This window comes from Novosphingobium sp. PhB165 (assembly GCF_004341845.1).
Lineage (GTDB): Bacteria > Pseudomonadota > Alphaproteobacteria > Sphingomonadales > Sphingomonadaceae > Novosphingobium.
Genome location: NZ_SLVB01000004.1, coordinates 408542 through 426200 on the forward strand (window position 1 = coordinate 408542; position 17659 = coordinate 426200).

Sequence of the window (17659 nt, forward strand, 5' to 3'; positions counted from 1 at the left end):
TCTATCAGAGTCCCATCCGCATGATGTCCTGATAGGCGGACAGCAGCTTGTTGCGGACTTGCAGCGTGGCCTCGAAAGCGACCCCGGCCTCCTGCCGCGCGAGCATCACTTTGGCGACGTCGGTCACTTCGCCCTTCTGGTAGGCGTCGGTCACGTCCTCGGCATTGTTCTGGACCGAATTGACGCTGTCGAGCGCGGTCTTGAGCGTGGTTGCGAAGCCTTGCGCGGGGGCCTGCACGTTTGCGGTGTCGCTGGGCGTGGCCGCCTGCGTCGCGTGGATCTGCTTCAGCAGGTCGCTGCGGTCGATGATCTGCTGGCGCATGGCCATGATCTGCTGGATGCCGCCGGGGCTTGAGGACGGCCCGACGATGCTGGAAATCGCACTCATCAGCGTGCTCCGGCCGCGTGGCCCGAGGCGTGGCGGCCGATTTCGATCCCGGCCTCCCGCAGCGAGGCGAGGCGGTAGCGCAAGGTGCGTTCGGAAATACCCAGCTCGCGCGCGGCCTGCACCCGGCTGCCGCCGCAGGCTTCCAGCGTTTCGACGATGGCGCGTGCTTCGGAGATCTGCACGATGCTGGAGAGGCGGCGCGGGCCGTCCGCGTCATGGGCGTCGGGCGCGGCATGGCTTATGCCCGGCACTATCGGCGCGATCAGCCGCGCCGGGCTGTCGAACACGACATGCTCGGGCGTGATCGTCGGCCTGCCGTGGGCCAGCAGCAGCGCGCGGCGGATCACGTTCTCCAACTCGCGCACGTTCCCCGGCCAGGCGTGGAGCTTGAGCATGGCCAAGGCGCTGTCGCTCAGGCACGGCACGCGCGCCGGATCGGGCGCATGGCGCAGGGCCATGGCGAAGGCCAGCGGGGCAATGTCGTCAGGCCGCTCGCGCAGCGAATCGAGCGCCAGCGGGAAGACGTTGAGCCGGTAATAGAGGTCGGCGCGGAACCGGCCTTCGGCCACTTCGGTGGGCAAGTCGCGGTTGGCGCAGGCGATCACCCGGATGTCCACCTTGATCGGCCGGGTCGATCCGATCGGCACCACTTCTTGCTCCTGCAAGGCGCGCAGCAGCTTGGCCTGTAGCGTGAGAGGCAATTCGGCGATTTCGTCCAGTAGCAGGGTGCCGCCGTCGGCGGCGCGCATGAAGCCTTCGCTGGCCTGCGTGGCGCCGGTGAAGGCGCCCTTCTGATGGCCGAACAGCAACGCTTCCAGCATCGTCTCGGGCATGGCGGCGCAATTCACCGCGATGAACGGGCCGCTACGGCGGGCCGAGCGGGCATGGATGAAGCGGCTGAGCACTTCCTTGCCGGTGCCGGTGGGGCCGTTGATGAGGACCGGGATGTCGCTCGCGGCCAGCCGGTGGGCCAGTGCGAAGACCGAAAGGCTGGCCGGGTCTGCGGCGATCGGCGCGTCTGGCCCGGCCATCGCGGCCAGCACCATGGCGAGCGAGCCTTCGCTCACCGGATCGGCATATGTCACTGCCACTCCGCCGCAGGGCGTGCGCGACAGGGCCGGCACGTTCGCGCGAGCAAGGCGCACGACGCGCGGCGCCGTTCGCGGACGACTTGCGCCCAGCGCCGGGTCCGCCGAATCGCGCAGTTCGACCGTGTCGAGCCCGAGCAGCGATCCGGCGATGGCCATCGCGCGGCCGACCAGGGGGCCGTGCCGGCGTTCCAATTGCGCGTCGAAATAGCCTTCGACCATGTCTCGATTTTCCCCGTGGAATTAATCTTCTTCCAACCCGGGGTATGCGGCCCAAACGGCGAATCCTTCGAAAATTTAAGTCCACGTAGCGGCCCCTAGTTTGGACCGTTTCGCGCGTCCGTTCCGAGGGCTTGCGGCAGGCGGACGGCAAGGATGCGGCTTAATTTTGCCGGGCTCTTGCCGGTCTAGCTCTCGACGGTCGGGCCGGATGCACCGGTTTTCCGCCGTTCGGACCTCGGGATCCCCAACGGGAGCAAGTACATGTCAGTTATCAATACCAATATCAGCGCAATTCGGGCCGCGAACGCCTCCAATTCGGCGAACGAGATGCTCGGCACCGCGATGGAGCGCCTGTCGACCGGCAAGCGAATCAACTCCGCCAAGGACGATGCGGCCGGTCTGGCCATTGCCACGTCGATGACCTCGCAAGTGCGCGGCATGAGCCAGGGCATCCGCAACGCCAACGACGGCATCTCGCTGGCGCAGACCGCCGAAGGCAGCCTGGACGAAGTGACCAACATGCTCCAGCGCGTTCGCGAACTGGCCGTCCAGTCGTCGTCGGGCACCTATCAGGACAGCGATCGCGATGCGATGCAGACCGAAGTCACCGCGCTGACCAACCAGATCAGCGACGCGCTGACGCAGACCAAGTTCAACGGCAACACGCTGTTCTCCACCACTTCGGGTTCGGACGTGACGTTCGACATCCAGACCGGATCGAACTCGGGGGAGAAGGTCACGCTGACCTCGAACGCGATCGACGGCACCAACCTGACGGCCTCGGCACTGGACGTTTCGACCTCGACCGCGGCGCAGACCACCATCGATAACGTCGACCTTGCGCTGGCCGACGTGAACTCGACTCGCGCCTCCCTCGGCGCCGGGCAGAACCGGCTCCAATCGGCGGTGAACAACCTGACCAATAACGTGACGAACCTTTCCGACGCGCGTTCGCGGATCGAGGATGCCGATTATTCCAGCGAAACCACGGCGATGGCCAAGGCCCAGATCCTCAGTCAGGCCTCCACAGCCATGATCGCGCAGGCCAACCAGAGCCAGCAGAACGTCCTCTCGCTACTGCGCTGAGCGGTCCTGCCGATCGGTCGGCCTTCGGGCCGGCCCTTTCGGGCCCGGCGGGCTTTCCCCAGCCGCCGGGCCCGTTTTGGCGTGCCTTCTCTCGATTCGCAGCGTGTCGGCCTACGTGGTAATCTCAGGCTCACGGGGCGAACCGAACGCGCAAGATGCGCGAGGAGGAGCACGTGTCACAGCAAATCGACGAAGCGAAGCTGCATGCCTTCATCGGCAAGATGCTCGGCGACCTGGGCGGGGCGATGAGCGTTCCCACGGTCAGGATCGGCTTGCGACTGGGCCTGTTTCAGGCGCTGGCAGCGGCGCCCGCCGATGCCGGGGAACTGGCGGCGCGGGCTGGCGGCCTCCACCCGCGCTACGTGCGTGAATGGGCGCTGGCGCAGGCGGCCAACGGCTATGTCGACTACGATCCCGCCAGCGACAGGTTCAGCCTCTCGCCCGAACAGGCGATGGTCTTCGTGGTCCCCGACAGCCCGGTCTATCTGCCCGGCGCCTTCGAACTGGTGGCAGCGATGATCGAGGCCGAGCCCCGGGTCGAGCAATGCTTCCGCGACGGCAGCGGCGTGCGCTGGGGCGACCATGCGGGCTGCCTGTTCTGCGCCACCGGGGCTTTTTTCCGGCCCGGCTACGTCAACAACATCGTCCAGAACTGGATCCCCGCGCTCGACGGTATCGAGGCACGGCTGCGCAGCGGCGCCAAAGTCGCGGATGTCGGCTGCGGTGTCGGTTTTTCGACGATGCTCATGGCCGAAGCGTACCCGGCCAGCGAGTTCGTCGGCTACGACTTCCACGAACCCTCTATCGATGAGGCCCGCCGACACGCAAGCGAGCACGGACTCGGGGATCGCGTGCGCTTCGAATGCGCGCCGGCCAAGGCGATCGGCGAGAACGGTTTCGACCTCGTGACCATGTACGATTGCCTGCACGACATGGGCGACCCGCGCGGATGCGCCGCGCATATGCGCGAGATTCTCGCGCCCGGCGGCCACTGGATGGTGGTGGAACCGATCGCGGGCGACGCGCCGGAGCAGAACATGAACCCGGTCGGGCGGCTCTATTACAATGCCTCGACGATGATCTGTGTGCCGACCTCGCTGGATCAGGAAGTGGGCGAGGGGCTTGGCGCGCAGGCGGGCGAGGGCAGGCTCTCCGCGATCATGCGCGAGGCCGGTTTCACCAGCGTGCGCCGCGCGGCGGAAGGGCCGTTCAACATGGTGCTGGAGGCGGCCTGATGGCCGCCTAATTCGCGATGGTGATCGAGATCCGGCGATTGCGCGGGTCGTGCGGGTCTTGCGGGATCAGCAATTCCTTGTCGGCCACGCCTTCGATGCGCTTGAAGCGGTCATCCGGAGTGCCGTCATGGATCAGCTGCTGACGCGTCGCTTCCGCGCGCCCGGCGGAGAGCGACCAGTTGTTGCCCGGCACCCCGTCACGATAGGGCACGGCATCGGTATGGCCCCGGATCGTCAGCGGACCGCCATCGGTGCCGATGGCCTCGGAAATCGCCTTCAGCAGTTCGACGGCGGGCGGCGTCAGGATCGTGGTACCAAGGCGGAACATCGAGAAGTCGGCATCGTCCACCATGTCGATGCGGATACCCTCGGTGGTGTCGACCATACGGATCTGCTTGGCGAGCTTGCGCAGTTCCGCCGTTGATTGCAGCTTGCGGGTCAGGGCCTGCTTGGCGAGCGAGGCGCGTTTGGCGGGCGTGCCGCCCTCGCGGTTGCCGCCGGTCGAATCGCGGGGGATCGTAATCGTCTTGGTGCCGCTGCCACCGGCATGGGGCAGGTTGTCCTTCTCGGTCAGCGACGATCCGCCCAGCAGGCCATTGGCCGAACCGGCGCTGCCCTGCCGCGTCTTGACCAGCGTGGGCGAAAAGTAGTCGGCAATGCCCTTGCGCTGTTTCTCGGTGGTGGCGCCGACGATCCACAGCAGCAGGAAGAATGCCATCATGGCGGTCACGAAGTCCGCATAGGCGACTTTCCAGGCGCCGCCGTGATGGCCGCCTTCCACCACCGTCACTTTCTTGACGATGATCGGCCGGGGCGCTTCCTTGAGTTTCCGCGTGGCCATGTCAGCGGCCCCGCATCGCGTCGAGCAGTTCGGACAGGCCGGGACGGAAGGCATGGCCCAGCCCCGAACGCGCGCTTTCGACCACCAGCGGCTGCGGCCAGCCATGGAGCGAGGCGATGATGACCTGCTTCACCGCGTGGAAGATCTGCTCGTCCTGTTCGACGATCTGCTTGAGCCGCCCCGCCATCGGCGCCACGATTCCATAGGCGAGCAGCACGCCCAGAAACGTGCCGACCAGCGCCGAGCCGATCATCGCGCCCAGGATCGAGGGCGGCTTGTCGATCGATCCCATGGTCTTCACCACGCCGAGCACGGCGGCGACGATGCCGAGCGCGGGCAGTGCATCGGCCAGGCCCTGCAAGGCGTGCTGCGGTTCGTGCAGTTCGTGGAAGTGGGTCTTCATCGAATTGTCCATCACGTCTTCCACCGCGTGGACTTCGAGCGTGCCGGAAGAGACCACGATCAGCGTCAGCGTGTCGCAGATCAGGTGGACCAGCGCCTCGTTGGCCAGCAGGCGGGGAAATTCCGCGAAGAGCGTCGAATCCTTCGGCTCGTTGACGTGACTTTCCAGCGCCACCGGCCCTTCGGAGCGCAGGATCTTCATCAGGCGCACGGTCAGGATGATCGCGTCGATATGATCCTGCTTGTTGTGCCGCGCGCCCTTGAACACTTTGGCGATCGCTTTGCCGAGCGCCTTGATCTCGTGCATCGAGTTGCCGGTGACGATGGCCCCCAGCGCGGCGCCGCCGATGATGAGAATCTCGTGCGGAATCGCCTCCATCACCGGGCCGAGCGCACCGCCGGTGATCGCGAAACCGCCGAACACCATCACCAGCAGGATGACGACGCCGATCACTGCGAACATGGTAAACGTCCCCCGTCAGATGGAAGCGCCGAAAGGAAAACCTGTGGCCCTCGGCGGGCCGGGCCCGAACGGATCAGCTGATCTCGTTGAACAGGCTGAGCGAGGCGAGTTTGCCGAAAGTCGATTGCGCGGCTTCCAGCACGGTCAGGGTTTCCTGAAGATTGGCGATGGTGGTGGGGAGGTCGGCGCCGCCAATGTCCGATTCCTCGGTGGAGCGCAGTTCGGATAAATTCGTGCGGCGATCGCCCACCACCTCGATCCACGACAGGCGGGTGCCGACCACGGTCTGGCCGGTGCTCAGCGTGTCCAGCCCGGTCTTGAGATCGGTCAGCGCGGCGGAGGCGGCGCCGGTCGGGTCGGTGGATCCGCCTTTCAGGGCATCGGAAAGACCCTTCACCACGGCGAGCAGATCGGTCTGATTGCCGTTCGCGTCCTTGAAGCTGAGGAATTCCGGCCCGGTCATCGAACGGGTCACGCTTTGCCCATCGCCCAGCGGCAGGGTGTCCGAACTGGCAGAGCCGACATAGACGGCATTGCCCGAGGCATCGAGCGAATAGGCATCCCCCGCGCTCGCCCCCCCGAACAGCGCATGGCCGTTGGAATCGCGCGCATTGGCCAGCGCCAGCAGGTTGCCGAAGATCTGGTCCAGCGCGGTTCCGATGGAAGCGCGCTGGTCGTCGGTCAGGGTAGAACTGGAAGCCTGCGTGGCGAGATCCTGCACTTGCATCAGCGCATCGGACATGTCCGACATCGTCGAATCCGCCAGCGAGAGATCGGCATTGGCGCGATCGGCATTGGTCTTGTCGACACCCGACAGCGCTTCCTGCCGCGACAGCACGCGCAGCCGCGAGGCCGCCACCGGATCGTCGGAGGAACGGTCGAACTTGGCGCCGCTCGACATCTGCGCCTGATAGTTCTCCGCCTGCGTGCGCAGGTTCTTGATGTCGCTCCGGGACCTGTCGAAGAAGGCGCTGGTGCTGGTCGAAACGATCGTCATGGGGGCGTGCTCCGGTCGAACTAGCGGATCGAGAGGATGGAATCGAAGATGTCGGAGGCGACCTGCATGACCCGGCCGTTCGCCTGATAGGCCTGCTGGAAGCTGGTGAGATTGACCGCCTCCTGATCGAGATCGACACCGGCCTGCGCTTCCAGTGCGACTTTGGCGCTGCTGGCGATCGATTCGAGTGCATCGCGGGTGACAGTGCGGCCAGAGACGGCGCTGGAAATGCCGAACAGCAGCGAATCCATGTCCCCGGCCGGGTCCGCCGTATCGAGCGCGCTGCGCATCGCTTCCAGGTTCGAGGGATCGCGGCTGTTGGCGCCCGCTCCGGCGGAGGCGGTGGCGATCTGGCTGCCGCTGGTCAGTGCCAGCGACATGCTGGCCGCATCGGTGCCCGAAAACATCGCCTGACCCGCCGTGCCGTTGAGGTCTACCCCGGCAGTCTGCGCGCCGTTGATGGCGGAGATCACTTCGCCCGCCACCCCGTCGAGCTGGGCGTGGACATCGGCAAGCTGAGACAGCGCCTGGTTCTTGCCCGCGACTGCGCCCGAGGAAATCGTGGCCGCATTCCCATCCAGCGTGAACGTCAGCGTGCCGTCGCTCGCCGTTGCCATCGCCAGTGTGGAATTGGTGCCGCCGTTCACGAGATCGGGCCCGGAGGTGCCGCCCAGACGGACTTCGACGGTGCCGTCGTCCGCGAAGCTGGTGGTGATGTCCACATAGCCGCTGATCTTCTCCAGCAGCGAATCGCGCTGATCTAGCAGGCTGGTCTGGTCGCTGGACGAATCCGAGGCGCGGGCAAGCCTGAGGTTCACCCGGCCGAGTTCCCCGGCAAGGCTGTTGACCTGATCGACGCCGTCCTGCGCCTCGAACCGCAGGCCTTGCCCGGCGGCGTCGAGGCTGGAGGCGGCGGTGTTCATCGTCTGCGCCAGCGTGCGGCCCTGTTCCAGCGCGGAAGCGCGCAGAGATCCGTCGGTGGGATCGGACAGCAATTCCTTGAGCGAGGCCTCGAAGCTGACGACCGAATCGTAGACGCCGGTCTGTTCGACCGCGCTTTCGACGTTTTCCAGCCCCTGCACTTCAGCATCGGCACGCGCGGCGTCGGCGCCGGTGCGGCGCACTTCGGACTGGCGGAACATGTCGGCATTGCGGACGATGCCCGAGACGCGCACGCCCGAGAGGTTGATCGCGTTCGGCGCGGAGCTGACCGAATTGACTGCCAGTTCCGACAGCGAGACGCTGCGCCGCACATAGCCGTCGGACGAGGCATTGGCGATGTTCTGCGCGGTCACGTCGAGCGCGGCCTTGGCGGCCCGGGCGCCGGAATTGGCGATGGAGATCAGGTTCGCGGCCATGGCTTATGCGGCTCCCTTCTGCGGGCTGGCGGCAGATGTCGGTTCGGAAGCGGTTTCGGCGGGAAGGAACCGTTTCATCTGTTCTTCCAGAATGGAGGCCAGCCCCAGCACGCCGCTTTGCGCGGTGACATCGGCGAAATGCTCGTCCTGCATCTGGCGAAAGGTATCCATCGCCTGACCGCCGAAGATCTGATCGCCGCCAAAGTCCGCCTTGCGCGCGGCGGCCAGCATCTGGCGCACCAGCATCGATTCGAACTGCTTGGCTGTGGCCTTCAGCTTCTCCCTATCGCTGGCGCCGGGGGCGATGGTCAGGCCGGGCAGGGCGGCGTCTATCGTGCTCATATCACCACCATTTCCGCCTTGAGCGCGCCCGCTTGCTTCAGCGCTTCGAGGATCGCGACAAGATCGGACGGCGTGACCCCCAGCAGGTTCAGCGCATCGACCACGCGGGCCAGCGAGGCGCCGCCCTTGAACAGCATGACCGCGCGCTTGTCCTCGTCGACCGAGAGCGTGGAGTGCTGCTCCACCGTGGTACGGCCCTGGCTGAACGGTGCGGGCTGGACCACGGTCGGGTGTTCCTCCACCCGCACGGTGAGCTTGCCGTGGCTGATCGCGGCGGGGGCAAGGCGCACGGCGGAGTTGATGACCACGGTGCCGGTGCGGCTGTTGACCACCACGCGCGCCGGGGTTTCGGCCGGGTCCACCTCGATCATCTCGATCGCCGCCATCACGCTGGCGCGGGTGTCGGGCTCGGCGGGAAGATGGAGGGCCAGAGTCACGCCATCCTCGACTGTGGCAGTGCCGGGCAGGCGGTTGTTGATCGCATCGCGCACCCGCGCGGCGGTGAGGAAATCGGCGTCGAACAGGTTCCAGCGCAGCACCGCGTTGCTGTCGAACCCGGTGGCGACCGCGCGCTCCACGCTGGCGCCTTCGGCGATGCGCCCGACGGTGGGGATGTTGACCGTGACGTTCGATCCGTCCTTGCCCGTGATGCCGAGGCCGCCGACCGCCAGATTGCCTTGCGCCATCGCATAGATCTGGCCGTCCGCGCCGTAGAGCGGGGTCATGATGAGGGCCCCGCCGCGCAGCGACTTGGCTTTGCCGATGGCGGAGACAGTCACGTCGATCCGCTGGCCGGGCTTGGCGAAGGCAGGCAGGTCTGCCGTGACCATGACGGCCGACGCGTTCTTCAGCCCGGGCGACACGCCGGGCGGCAGCGTCAGGCCCATGCGGCCGGAGACGCCTTTCATCGCCTGCGTCGTATATTCCAGATTGTCGTCCCCGGTGCCGGGCAGGCCGACGACGATGCCGTAGCCGGTCAGCTGGTTCTCGCGCACGCCCTGGAACTGGCCAAGGTCGCGTACGCGCTCGGCATGGGCATAGGCCGGGGCCAGGAACACGATCAGCGCTATAAGGGCCGCCAGCAGCACGCCAAGGATGATCTCCACGGTGCGGCGCGGGGGATGGGGATGCGGGTTGTCCATCGTCAGAACGGCGAGATCATGTTGAAGAACTGGCCCAGCCAGCCCTGCCGGCCGGAGCGCATGATCGAACCCTTGCCGGTATATTCGATCTTGGCATCGGCCACGCGCGTCGAGGCGATCTGGTTGTCCTCATCGATGTCGGCGAGGCGCACGATGCCCGAGAAGCGGATCCATTCGTCGCCCTGGCTGACCAGCATCTTCTTCTCTCCTCTGACGAGCGCGGTCCCGTTGGGACGGATCTCGGCGATAGTGACTGACAGCGTCGAGCGCAGCGAACTGGTCTGCGCGGCATCGCCCTGTCCATTGAACGTCGAGGACGAGCTGGCTTTAAGCGCATCGGGGTTCAGGAACGACAATGGCCCCTTGGTCGGCGGCGTGATCGAGGCCCCGCCGCCCTTCTGGCTCTTGGAACTGACCGACTTGGCGGCGGTGGTGCTCTCGACCAGCACGATCGTCACCGGATCGCCCACCCGCGCGGCGCGGGTGCCGCTGTGCAGCGGCGCATAGCCGAGCGAGGCGCTGAAGATCCCGCCCGTGGCCTGCACGCCGGTTTCGGGGAGCGGGGCGGGCAGGGTCGGCTCGAAGCCGGAGGGCTTGGGCGGCTTCTTTTCGGCCAGCGCGGGGCTCGTGGGGAGGGCGGCCAGCAGGAGGGCGATGGTGGCTGCTTTGAGGAGGCGCGGGTGGCTGAGATGCTTCGACAAGCTCAGCATGAGCGGGTGTTGTGTGGTTTGGCACCAAGCGAATTGGCGCGTTGCGGTTTGTTCCTCTGCGGATTGCCGCCCAATGGTCCGCCGCTCTGCGACAGCCACCCCTCCTCCGCTCGTCCTGAGCCTGTCGAAGGACCCCGCACCCCGCCCGCGAAACACGGCACGCAACATCACGTCACAACGTCTGATTGGCATTGCGCAACATCTCGTCCACCGCCGAGATCATCTTCGAATTGATCTCGTAGGCGCGCTGGGTCTCGATCATGTCGACCAGTTCCTCCACCACATTGACGTTGGAGGCCTCCAGCATGCCCTGCCGGATCTGCCCGCGTCCTTCCTGCCCGGCCACGCCCATCTGCACGGGGCCGCTGGCGGCGGTTTCGAGCAGGAAGTTGTCCGCGCCCGCCTGAAGCGCGGCCGGATTGGTGAAGCTGGCGATGGTGATCTGGCCGAGCTGCGAGGGGTCGGACTGGCCCGCAAGCTGCGCCGAAACCGTGCCGTCCTGCGAAACGGTGATCGAGGTGGCGCCTTCGGGCACGGTGATCGGCGGCTGGACGATATAGCCTTGCGTGGTCACCAGCTGACCTTCGGACGACCGGGTGAAATTGCCCGCGCGGGTATAGGCAAGCTGGCCACCGGGCAGGCTGATCTGGAAATAGCCGTCCCCGTCGAGCGCGAGGTCGTAGGCATTGCCCGTCGTCTGCAACGAACCCTGCGTATCGATCCGCGAGGTGGACTGGATGGCCACGCCGGTCCCGAGGTTGAGCCCGGTGGCGTAGACCGTCTCGTTGGACGATTGCGCCCCGGCCACGCGGGCATCCTGATAGGCCAGCGTGGCGAAATTGGCGCGGTCGCGCTTGAACGACGTGGTCGAGACGTTGGCGAGGTTGTTGGCGATCACGCGCATGCGCGTGTCCTGGGCTTCCAACCCGGTACGGGCGACCTGAAGTGCGGAACTGGGCATTGTTTTCGTTTCCTCAGCTGTCGATGCGCATGAGCCTGACACCGCCCTCGTCGACCTGCCTTGCGGTCTCGACGAGCTTGGTGCGCATTTCGAACAGGCGCTGCGCCGAGATCATGTCGACGAGTACCTGCGATGCATTGACGTTGGACTGTTCGAGGGCCCCGGGAATCACCTGTGCGTTCTCGTCGACCGGCAGCACCCCGCCGGGCCTGCCGTCCGGGCTGACCACGCGGAAGGTGCCGGCAAGGTCCTTGGCGATCGTGCTGCCGGTGGCGCTGACCAGCCGCAGGCGGTCCACCCGCTGCGGCGGCTCGTCGGGCGTGGCGGGATCGGCAACGAGGACACCGCCATCGTCGGCGATGGTGACGGTCCCGTCCGGCGGCAGGGTGATCGGGCCGCCGTCTCCCAGCACCGGCAGTCCGTCGCCGTTTTGCAGGACGCCGGTCGCGGTGACCGAAAGGTCTCCGCGGCGGGTGTAGACTTCCTGTCCGTCGCTCGCCTGCACGGCCAGCAGCGCCTCGCCCTCGATGGCGACATCGAGCGGATTGCCGGTGCGGTTGATCTCGCCCTGTTTCATCGAGGCGCCGGAGACCCCGGTGCTCGAAAGCGCGCGCACTTCGAGCTGGGGGCCTTCGAGCGTCGTGGGCTGGGCTTGCAGGATCTCCGACTTGAAGCCGGTGGTCTGGGCATTGGCCATGTTGCTCGCGATCACGCGCTCGCGGTTGAGCGAGGCGTTGAGGCCCGAGACGGCGGTGTAGATCAGGCGGTCCATGGTTCAGCCGTCGCTTCAGGTCCGCAGGTTGATGATCGTCTGCGAGATCTGCGACGCCGTATCGATCGCCTTGGCATTGGCCTGGAAATCGCGCTGCGCGGTAATCAGCGAAACCAGTTCCTCGGCCAGATCGACGTTGGATCGTTCGATCGAACCGGACAGCAGCGAGCCGTACTGCCCCGCGCCGGGCTGGCCGTAACTCGCCGCGCCCGAGACACCGGTGGCTTTCCAGCTGGCATCGCCCATCTGCTTGAGCCCGGTGGGTGCCACGAACGAGGCCAGCGCCAGCACGCCGACAGTGGTATTGGTGCCGTCCGCGTACGTGGCCACCACTTGGCCGTTCGAACCGATCGTGACGCCCGCATATTCCGAACCGGCGGCATTGGTCGCGGGAATCTGGGCGTCCTGCAACGTGGTCGAGCTGATCGCGCCGGTGGCGTCTACCGGGAAGACCTGAAGCCGCGCGTCCTGCGCGTTCTTGATGTAGCCGTCGCCATCGGGCGAGAACGAGCCGGCGCGGGTATATTCAGTCTCGCCCGAAGTTGGCGAGACGACAGTGAAGAAACCCTCGCCGTTGATCGCGACATCCAGACCCGAACCGGTCTGCTCGATCGGGCCGAGCGAGAAGTCCTGGCTGATCGAGGACACGCGCGCGCCGATGCCCACGGTCAGCTTGGGATCGCTGAGGACCGAGGCCGAGACGATGTCCGCGAACGAGGCATTGCTCTTCTTGAAGCCGTCGGTTTCCGAATTGGCGATGTTGTTGGAGATGACGTTGAGATCGGTCTGGGCGTTCTTGAGCCCGGTGATCGAGGTGTAGAAAGACATCGGGGTCTCCTGCGGGAAGAGGGGGTCAGCCGGTGGTGGTCTGGTCGGTTCCGGAGGTGTCGGACGTGCCCGTCACCGCGCCCACCAGATCGGCGAGCGAGTTCTGGGAAGCGGTCTGGGCGGACACCAGTGTGTCGAGCTTGGACGAGATCGTGCTCAGCGTGTCCGACATCGTCGTCGTCGAGGCGAGCGTGGAGAACTGCGCCATCTGGGCCAGCATCTGGGTCTGATCCATCGGGTTGAATGGGTCCTGCTGCTGCATCTGGGTGAGCATCAGCTTGAGGAAATCGCCCTGATCGAGATCGGAGAGCGAGGTCTTCGCCTTCTCGGTCGAGGCGGACGAAGCGGTGGTGGAGTTGACGCTGGTTACGGTCATTTCATCCTCACGGTGTCGAGCATGAGCTGCTTGGCGGTCGAGAGGGCCTCGACCAGGTTCTGGTACTGGCGAGAGGCATCGAGCATCTCGACCATCTCGGCGTTCTCGTCGACGGGGGCGACCCACACGTCGCCATTGGCATCGGCGAGCGGGTGGCCCGGATCGTGCTGGCGCACGGCGGCGGCCTGCTCGCGCTGGATGCCCTGGACATCGACCGAGGCAAGGCCGCTGGCATTGTCGAGATTCTCGGAAAAGACCGGGCGGATCGGCTTGTAGGAAGCCTTTTCGCTGCCCGAGACCGACCCGGCATTGGCAAGGTTCGATGCCGCCGCGTTCATCCGCACGAGCTGCGCGGACATGGCGCGCTGGGCGAGCGTGAACATCGTCATCGGCGGCTGGTTGCCCGACATCGTCATTCGCCCTTCAGCGCGCGGGTGACGGTATCGACACGCGCGTGGATGAACTGGAGCGTGGCCGAATAGCCCACCGCGGTTTCCGAGAAGGCGACCTGCTCGTTCTGCATCTCGACGGTATTGCCGTCGAGCGAGGGCATGACCGGCACGCGGTACTGCGTGGCGTCGTCGGCGGCGGCATCGATGTCGCCGCCATGCTGGGCCGACTTGAGCGCGGCGGTGAAATCGATGTCGCGCGCCTTGTATCCGGGCGTGGCGGCATTCGCGATGTTCGAGGCGATCAGGCCCATGCGGCGGGAGCGAAGCTCCAGCGCCTCGGCATGAATCCCGAACAGGTCTTGCGACATCTTGGTTGGCTCCGATTGAACGTGAGGCTGTCTTGCCGGGAGAACAGCAAGGGGCGTGCCAATCGCGGTTTGGGTGGGTTCGGCCAGGGGCGGTGAGGTCCGGGCGGCAATCGCTTGCCGGAAATCCGCAAATCGCGGCCTCCGCCTGAAAGCCCGCCGCGCGCGCCGTTCTTTCCGTAAAGAGGAGAAGGACCGCGTGATCGATCCGCGTACCTTGTTGGACGGCACCAGTGCCGTCATCGTCGTCGGCGGCACGGTGCTGGGCACCGTGCTGCGCTGCGGGCTTGCCGATACGCGGGCCGCTGGCGCCGCGCTGCGCGGGCTGCTGCGGCGGCGTTTCAGCGCGGCCCGGGCCAAGACCGGGCTCGCCGTCCACATTCAGGAGATGCAGCGCGACGGCGTGATCCGCGCGCGGCCGTTCGATTCGGGCGATCCGGAGTTCGACGAGGCGACCAGCCTGTTCATCGCCAGTCGCTCGCTGGATGCGCTGAACATCGCCCATGCCGCGCATCAGCACCGCCGCACCGCAGTCAGCCAGCGCGCGGTGCACTGGCTCCATCAGGCGGCGGACCTGTCCCCGGTGTTCGGCCTTGCTGGGACGCTGATCTCGCTGGCCCAGATGCCCGGCGGCGATGCGGCGATGGACGATTTTACGCGGGTGATCTCGCTGGCGGTGCTGACCACGTTGTATGGGCTGCTGCTGGGCAATCTGGTGTTCGCGCCGCTCGCCCGCATGGTGTCGCACCGAGCGACCGAGGAGGAGGACGAGCGGCAGAAAGTGCTGGACTGGCTGGAGGGGCAAGTGGTGGACGCCTTGCCCTCGAACCTGAAGCCGCACCGCGCGGCGGCCGTGCGCGAGCCGCACCCGGCGATGGACCACAGCCCGCACCGGCACGAGGAAGGCGCCCGATGAACCCGCGCACCGCCGCCAGTTGGCAGACATCGCTGGCGGATCTGTCGCTGATCCTGTTCATGATTACGGCTGCCGCCGTAACGCACCGGCCCGCGCACCAGAGGCCATCCGATCGGCCCGCCCCTACGCATCGGCAAGTCGCGCCGTCTGACCGGTCCGAGCCGACGGCGGTTTACATCGATGCGCCGGGGGCTCCTCCGCTGGACCGCTGGCTTGGCGAGCAGCCGCGCGACCCGCGCCAGCAACTGACGATCACGGTCGCCTATGCGCCCGGCCGGCAGGCCGATGCGCTGGAAGCGGCCGCTCGTCTCTTGCGCAGCGGCCCTCCCGACCCGGCTCTTGAGCATGCGCGGATCGTCGTCGAACCCGGTGATGGACCGCTGCGGGCGGTGCTGGCTTTCGACGCGCCACCCGCTCCGTTCCAAGCTCCGTCCGAAAGCGTGGCACGAAGTTTGCGTCCATCCGGGCAAGCATCAACCCACGGACCTTTGCCAAGATGAACCTTGCCCTGCTTGTTCTCGCCGCTGCCGCGTCCGGTTCGTTTGCCGATCTCGATGCGATCGACCGTCAGGTCGCGGCTTTCACCGGTGCCGGTACCGGCGAGATCGGAGGCGCGCTGACTCCGGTGGACCGCAGGCTACGGCTCAGCCCTTGCCTCAGCGGCCTTGCGCTTTCGTGGCGCGGGACGGGACAGGACAGCGTGGTGGTCCAATGCGGCGATGCCGGGGGATGGCGGCTGTTCGTGCCGGTTCGCCGCCCGGCGGCCCTGGCAGAAGCGGCTTCGGCGGCCCCCGTCATCAAGCGCGGAGACGCGGTGGCCATCGCCGTCTCGGGAGAAGGCTTCACGGTAACCCAGCCCGGAATGGCGCTGGAAGGCGGGGCCGAGGGGGACTGGATCCGTGTACGGCCACTCTCGGGCGCGGGGGTATCGACGCGCACGCAGGAACTGCGCGCCCAGATCGTCAGTCCCGGAACCGTGGCGCTGCCGCTGCCCTGATCGGGCCTATCCGGCTGCCTCCCTCCCGGAATCTTGCCGGGACCTTAAAACTTTTCGCGCCGCACCGTCCTCAAGGGCAGAATTCAGGAAGGAGCGGCATCATGCCACCTATCGAAGTGGGACCTGCGGGCGCCACCGGCGCCGTCAGTGCAAGGCTAGCCCGCACCTCGGGCGGTGAGACATTGCCCGGCGCGAACGGCGTCGTCGCCAGTTCGGAATCGAGCGAGGCACGGTCCACCGCGCCGGCCGCCAGCACGGCGGTCGAAGCCTCCGCGGCGCTCGATCCGGGGCAGATCCCGGTCGACAGCGACCGCGTGGAACTGATCCGCAAGGCGCTGGAGAACGGCACATATCCGGTGATCCCCACGCAGATCGCCGACGCCATGATTGCAGCCGGCGTGCTGCTGAGGAGCCATCAAGAATGACGCAAGGCACCGGCCAGACCGGCAGATCGACCACGGGACCCGAACCGCGCCCGGAACTGCATGACGTGCTGCGGCAAATGCTTGCCGTTCTCGAAGGCGAGCGGCAGGCGCTTGCCGGGCTGGACCTAGGGGATCGTCGGGGCGACCCAGATCAAGGACCGCCTCTGCGGCACGCTCGAAGGCACCTCGATTGCCGAACTGGACGAGGAGTGCCGCGGCATGCTGGAAACCGCGAAGCGCCTGAACGAGGTCAATCGTCAGGTTCGCAACATCATAGCCGCCAATGTCGCCAAGCGCCTTGACGTGCTGACCGGCAGTTCGCGCCTCTATCGCGCCGGGTCGAATTACGCCCTTGCCGCCCGCAGGGGCTGAGGCGCGGGCCAGTTTCTGGCACGGCTCTTGCTGAACTTCTCCCGAAACGATCCGGATCGGGAGCGACACTTTGAGCGAAGGACAAGTTGCGGGCGCCAGTGGCGCGGGCGCGACGGCAAGCAGCGGAACCGGGGCAGGGGTTCAGGCCGCCATCGCCCATGCCGCGCAAGCGACGGGGGTGGATTTCCGCTACCTGCTCGCGCAAGCCAAGCTCGAATCGAGCCTCGATCCCACCGCACGCGCCGCGACATCGAGCGCCACCGGGCTTTTCCAGTTCACCGATGCCACCTGGCTCCAGACCCTTGGACGGCACGGCGCCGATCACGGCATGGCCTGGGTGCAGCAGGCTATCGCCGGGGGGCAAATGGCAGACCCCGGCATGCGCGCGCAAGTCATGGGGCTGCGCTACGACGCGAACGCCTCGGCCCTGATGGCCGCCGAGCTGGCGAGCGACAACAAGGCCGGGCTCTCCGCGCAACTGGGCCGCGAGCCTGATGCGACCGAACTCTATCTCGCCCATTTCCTCGGCGTGGGCGGAGCGGGCCAATTCCTTTCGGCGCTTTCGGCCGATCCGTCCCGCAGCGCCGCCTCGGTGCTGCCGCGTGCGGCCGCCGCCAATCCCACGATCTTCTATTCGGGCAGCAGTGCGCGGAGCCTTGGCGATGTCATGTCGCTGATGCGCGCCAAGGTCGATACGGCGATGAGCGGCGGGGCGGGCGTGCTCTCGCTCGACGCGCTGGCCGCCACGGCCAGCCCCCGGATCGCCTACGACGCCGTCGCGGCCGAACCTGCCATGGCTTCCGTGCCGCAGGGGCCTGTCGCCCGCGAGTTCCATCGCCGGGCGGCGCAAGCCCCCTCCGGAACCACCGGCGGTTCGATGGCGCAGGCGCTCGACAGCATGCTGGGTGCTACCGGAGCCGCCGCGCCAGCCAATGTGCGCGCCGCCTATGCCCGGCTGGCGGGGCTCGGCCTGTGAACCGG

The 17659-nt window shown here is 66.8% G+C and carries 23 protein-coding genes; 8 read left to right on the forward strand and 15 right to left on the reverse strand.

The genetic code is table 11. From position 1 onward, the window contains the following. Positions 1-4 precede the first annotated feature (4 nt). Both fliE and EDF56_RS13495 read right to left on the reverse strand, forming a co-directional pair. Positions 5-388 carry a flagellar hook-basal body complex protein FliE gene (fliE, locus tag EDF56_RS13490; RefSeq protein WP_207904694.1) on the reverse strand — a complete coding sequence of 128 codons (384 nt, stop codon included), beginning with the start codon at positions 386-388 and terminating at the stop codon, positions 5-7. After that, positions 388-1698 (reverse strand): sigma 54-interacting transcriptional regulator, encoded by a 1311-nt coding sequence (locus EDF56_RS13495; RefSeq protein WP_243652578.1) that lies wholly within the window; start codon positions 1696-1698, stop codon positions 388-390. Before EDF56_RS13495 ends, fliE begins: the two co-directional genes overlap by 1 nt. A 261-nt stretch (positions 1699-1959) precedes the next feature. Here EDF56_RS13495 and EDF56_RS13500 point away from each other — a divergent pair, with 261 nt between their 5' ends. Both EDF56_RS13500 and EDF56_RS13505 read left to right on the forward strand, forming a co-directional pair. Continuing rightward, positions 1960-2784 (forward strand): flagellin, encoded by an 825-nt coding sequence (locus tag EDF56_RS13500; RefSeq protein ID WP_132388199.1) that lies wholly within the window; start codon positions 1960-1962, stop codon positions 2782-2784. A gap of 173 nt (positions 2785-2957) precedes the next feature. After that, a complete protein-coding gene (locus EDF56_RS13505; protein WP_207904695.1) occupies positions 2958-4019 on the forward strand; it encodes a class I SAM-dependent methyltransferase in 1062 nt (353 codons plus the stop codon). Between the two features lie 7 nt (positions 4020-4026). Here the strand turns inward: EDF56_RS13505 and EDF56_RS13510 are convergent, their stop codons facing one another. The 13 genes from EDF56_RS13510 to flgB all read right to left on the reverse strand — a co-directional run bounded on the left by EDF56_RS13510 (position 4027) and on the right by flgB (position 13971). Beyond that, a complete protein-coding gene (locus EDF56_RS13510; RefSeq protein WP_132388203.1) occupies positions 4027-4860 on the reverse strand; it encodes a flagellar motor protein MotB in 834 nt (277 codons plus the stop codon). A gap of 1 nt (position 4861) precedes the next feature. Continuing rightward, complete coding sequence (gene motA, locus EDF56_RS13515) at positions 4862-5725, reverse strand: flagellar motor stator protein MotA (protein ID WP_132388205.1); 864 nt, start codon at positions 5723-5725, stop codon at positions 4862-4864. Between the two features lie 73 nt (positions 5726-5798). After that, the gene (locus EDF56_RS13520; protein ID WP_132388207.1) at positions 5799-6722 is read right to left on the reverse strand and encodes a flagellar biosynthesis protein FlgL; all 924 of its coding nucleotides are present in this window, start codon (positions 6720-6722) and stop codon (positions 5799-5801) included. 20 nt (positions 6723-6742) lie between these two features. Then, positions 6743-8080, reverse strand: coding sequence for a flagellar hook-associated protein FlgK (gene flgK, locus EDF56_RS13525; protein ID WP_132388209.1), 1338 nt, complete (start codon positions 8078-8080; stop codon positions 6743-6745). A 3-nt stretch (positions 8081-8083) separates the two neighbouring features. Next, positions 8084-8422, reverse strand: a complete 339-nt coding sequence (locus EDF56_RS13530) for a rod-binding protein (RefSeq protein ID WP_132388211.1) — start codon at positions 8420-8422, stop codon at positions 8084-8086. Next, positions 8419-9564, reverse strand: a complete 1146-nt coding sequence (locus EDF56_RS13535) for a flagellar basal body P-ring protein FlgI (protein ID WP_132388213.1) — start codon at positions 9562-9564, stop codon at positions 8419-8421. Before EDF56_RS13535 ends, EDF56_RS13530 begins: the two co-directional genes overlap by 4 nt. A 2-nt stretch (positions 9565-9566) precedes the next feature. Continuing rightward, entirely contained in the window at positions 9567-10274 is a 708-nt protein-coding gene (locus tag EDF56_RS13540) for a flagellar basal body L-ring protein FlgH (protein WP_132388215.1), read from the reverse strand. A 172-nt stretch (positions 10275-10446) separates the two neighbouring features. Continuing rightward, positions 10447-11235, reverse strand: coding sequence for a flagellar basal-body rod protein FlgG (flgG, locus tag EDF56_RS13545; protein WP_132388217.1), 789 nt, complete (start codon positions 11233-11235; stop codon positions 10447-10449). A gap of 13 nt (positions 11236-11248) precedes the next feature. Further along, positions 11249-12007: a flagellar basal body rod protein FlgF gene (gene flgF / locus EDF56_RS13550; protein WP_132388219.1), complete on the reverse strand. Its 759-nt coding sequence runs from the start codon at positions 12005-12007 to the stop codon at positions 11249-11251. Between the two features lie 15 nt (positions 12008-12022). Continuing rightward, a complete protein-coding gene (locus tag EDF56_RS13555; protein ID WP_132388221.1) occupies positions 12023-12835 on the reverse strand; it encodes a flagellar hook-basal body complex protein in 813 nt (270 codons plus the stop codon). A 25-nt stretch (positions 12836-12860) separates the two neighbouring features. Next, positions 12861-13211 carry a flagellar hook capping FlgD N-terminal domain-containing protein gene (locus EDF56_RS13560; protein ID WP_132388223.1) on the reverse strand — a complete coding sequence of 117 codons (351 nt, stop codon included), beginning with the start codon at positions 13209-13211 and terminating at the stop codon, positions 12861-12863. After that, positions 13208-13621: a flagellar basal body rod protein FlgC gene (gene flgC, locus EDF56_RS13565; RefSeq protein WP_132388225.1), complete on the reverse strand. Its 414-nt coding sequence runs from the start codon at positions 13619-13621 to the stop codon at positions 13208-13210. The genes EDF56_RS13560 and flgC overlap by 4 nt, the downstream gene beginning before the upstream one ends. A 2-nt stretch (positions 13622-13623) precedes the next feature. Continuing rightward, positions 13624-13971 (reverse strand): flagellar basal body rod protein FlgB, encoded by a 348-nt coding sequence (gene flgB / locus EDF56_RS13570; protein ID WP_132388227.1) that lies wholly within the window; start codon positions 13969-13971, stop codon positions 13624-13626. 196 nt (positions 13972-14167) lie between these two features. On the opposite strand from flgB, the gene EDF56_RS13575 reads away from it, so the two are divergent. The 6 genes from EDF56_RS13575 (at position 14168) to EDF56_RS13600 (ending at position 17654) form a co-directional block, all read left to right on the forward strand. After that, positions 14168-14884 (forward strand): MotA/TolQ/ExbB proton channel family protein, encoded by a 717-nt coding sequence (locus EDF56_RS13575; protein WP_243652579.1) that lies wholly within the window; start codon positions 14168-14170, stop codon positions 14882-14884. Further along, positions 14881-15384, forward strand: a complete 504-nt coding sequence (locus EDF56_RS13580; protein ID WP_207904696.1) for a hypothetical protein — start codon at positions 14881-14883, stop codon at positions 15382-15384. The genes EDF56_RS13575 and EDF56_RS13580 overlap by 4 nt, the downstream gene beginning before the upstream one ends. Then, positions 15381-15881 (forward strand): flagella basal body P-ring formation protein FlgA, encoded by a 501-nt coding sequence (locus EDF56_RS13585; RefSeq protein WP_132388229.1) that lies wholly within the window; start codon positions 15381-15383, stop codon positions 15879-15881. The genes EDF56_RS13580 and EDF56_RS13585 overlap by 4 nt, the downstream gene beginning before the upstream one ends. Before the next feature lie 101 nt (positions 15882-15982). After that, the gene (locus EDF56_RS13590) at positions 15983-16306 is read left to right on the forward strand and encodes a flagellar biosynthesis anti-sigma factor FlgM (protein WP_132388231.1); all 324 of its coding nucleotides are present in this window, start codon (positions 15983-15985) and stop codon (positions 16304-16306) included. Positions 16307-16525: 219 nt separating this feature from the next. Further along, positions 16526-16678, forward strand: a complete 153-nt coding sequence (locus EDF56_RS26375; protein WP_243652580.1) for a hypothetical protein — start codon at positions 16526-16528, stop codon at positions 16676-16678. A 70-nt stretch (positions 16679-16748) separates the two neighbouring features. Further along, on the forward strand, positions 16749-17654 hold the full coding sequence (locus EDF56_RS13600; protein WP_243652581.1) for a lytic transglycosylase domain-containing protein: 906 nt from the start codon (positions 16749-16751) through the stop codon (positions 17652-17654). The last annotated feature ends 5 nt before the right edge of the window (positions 17655-17659 follow it).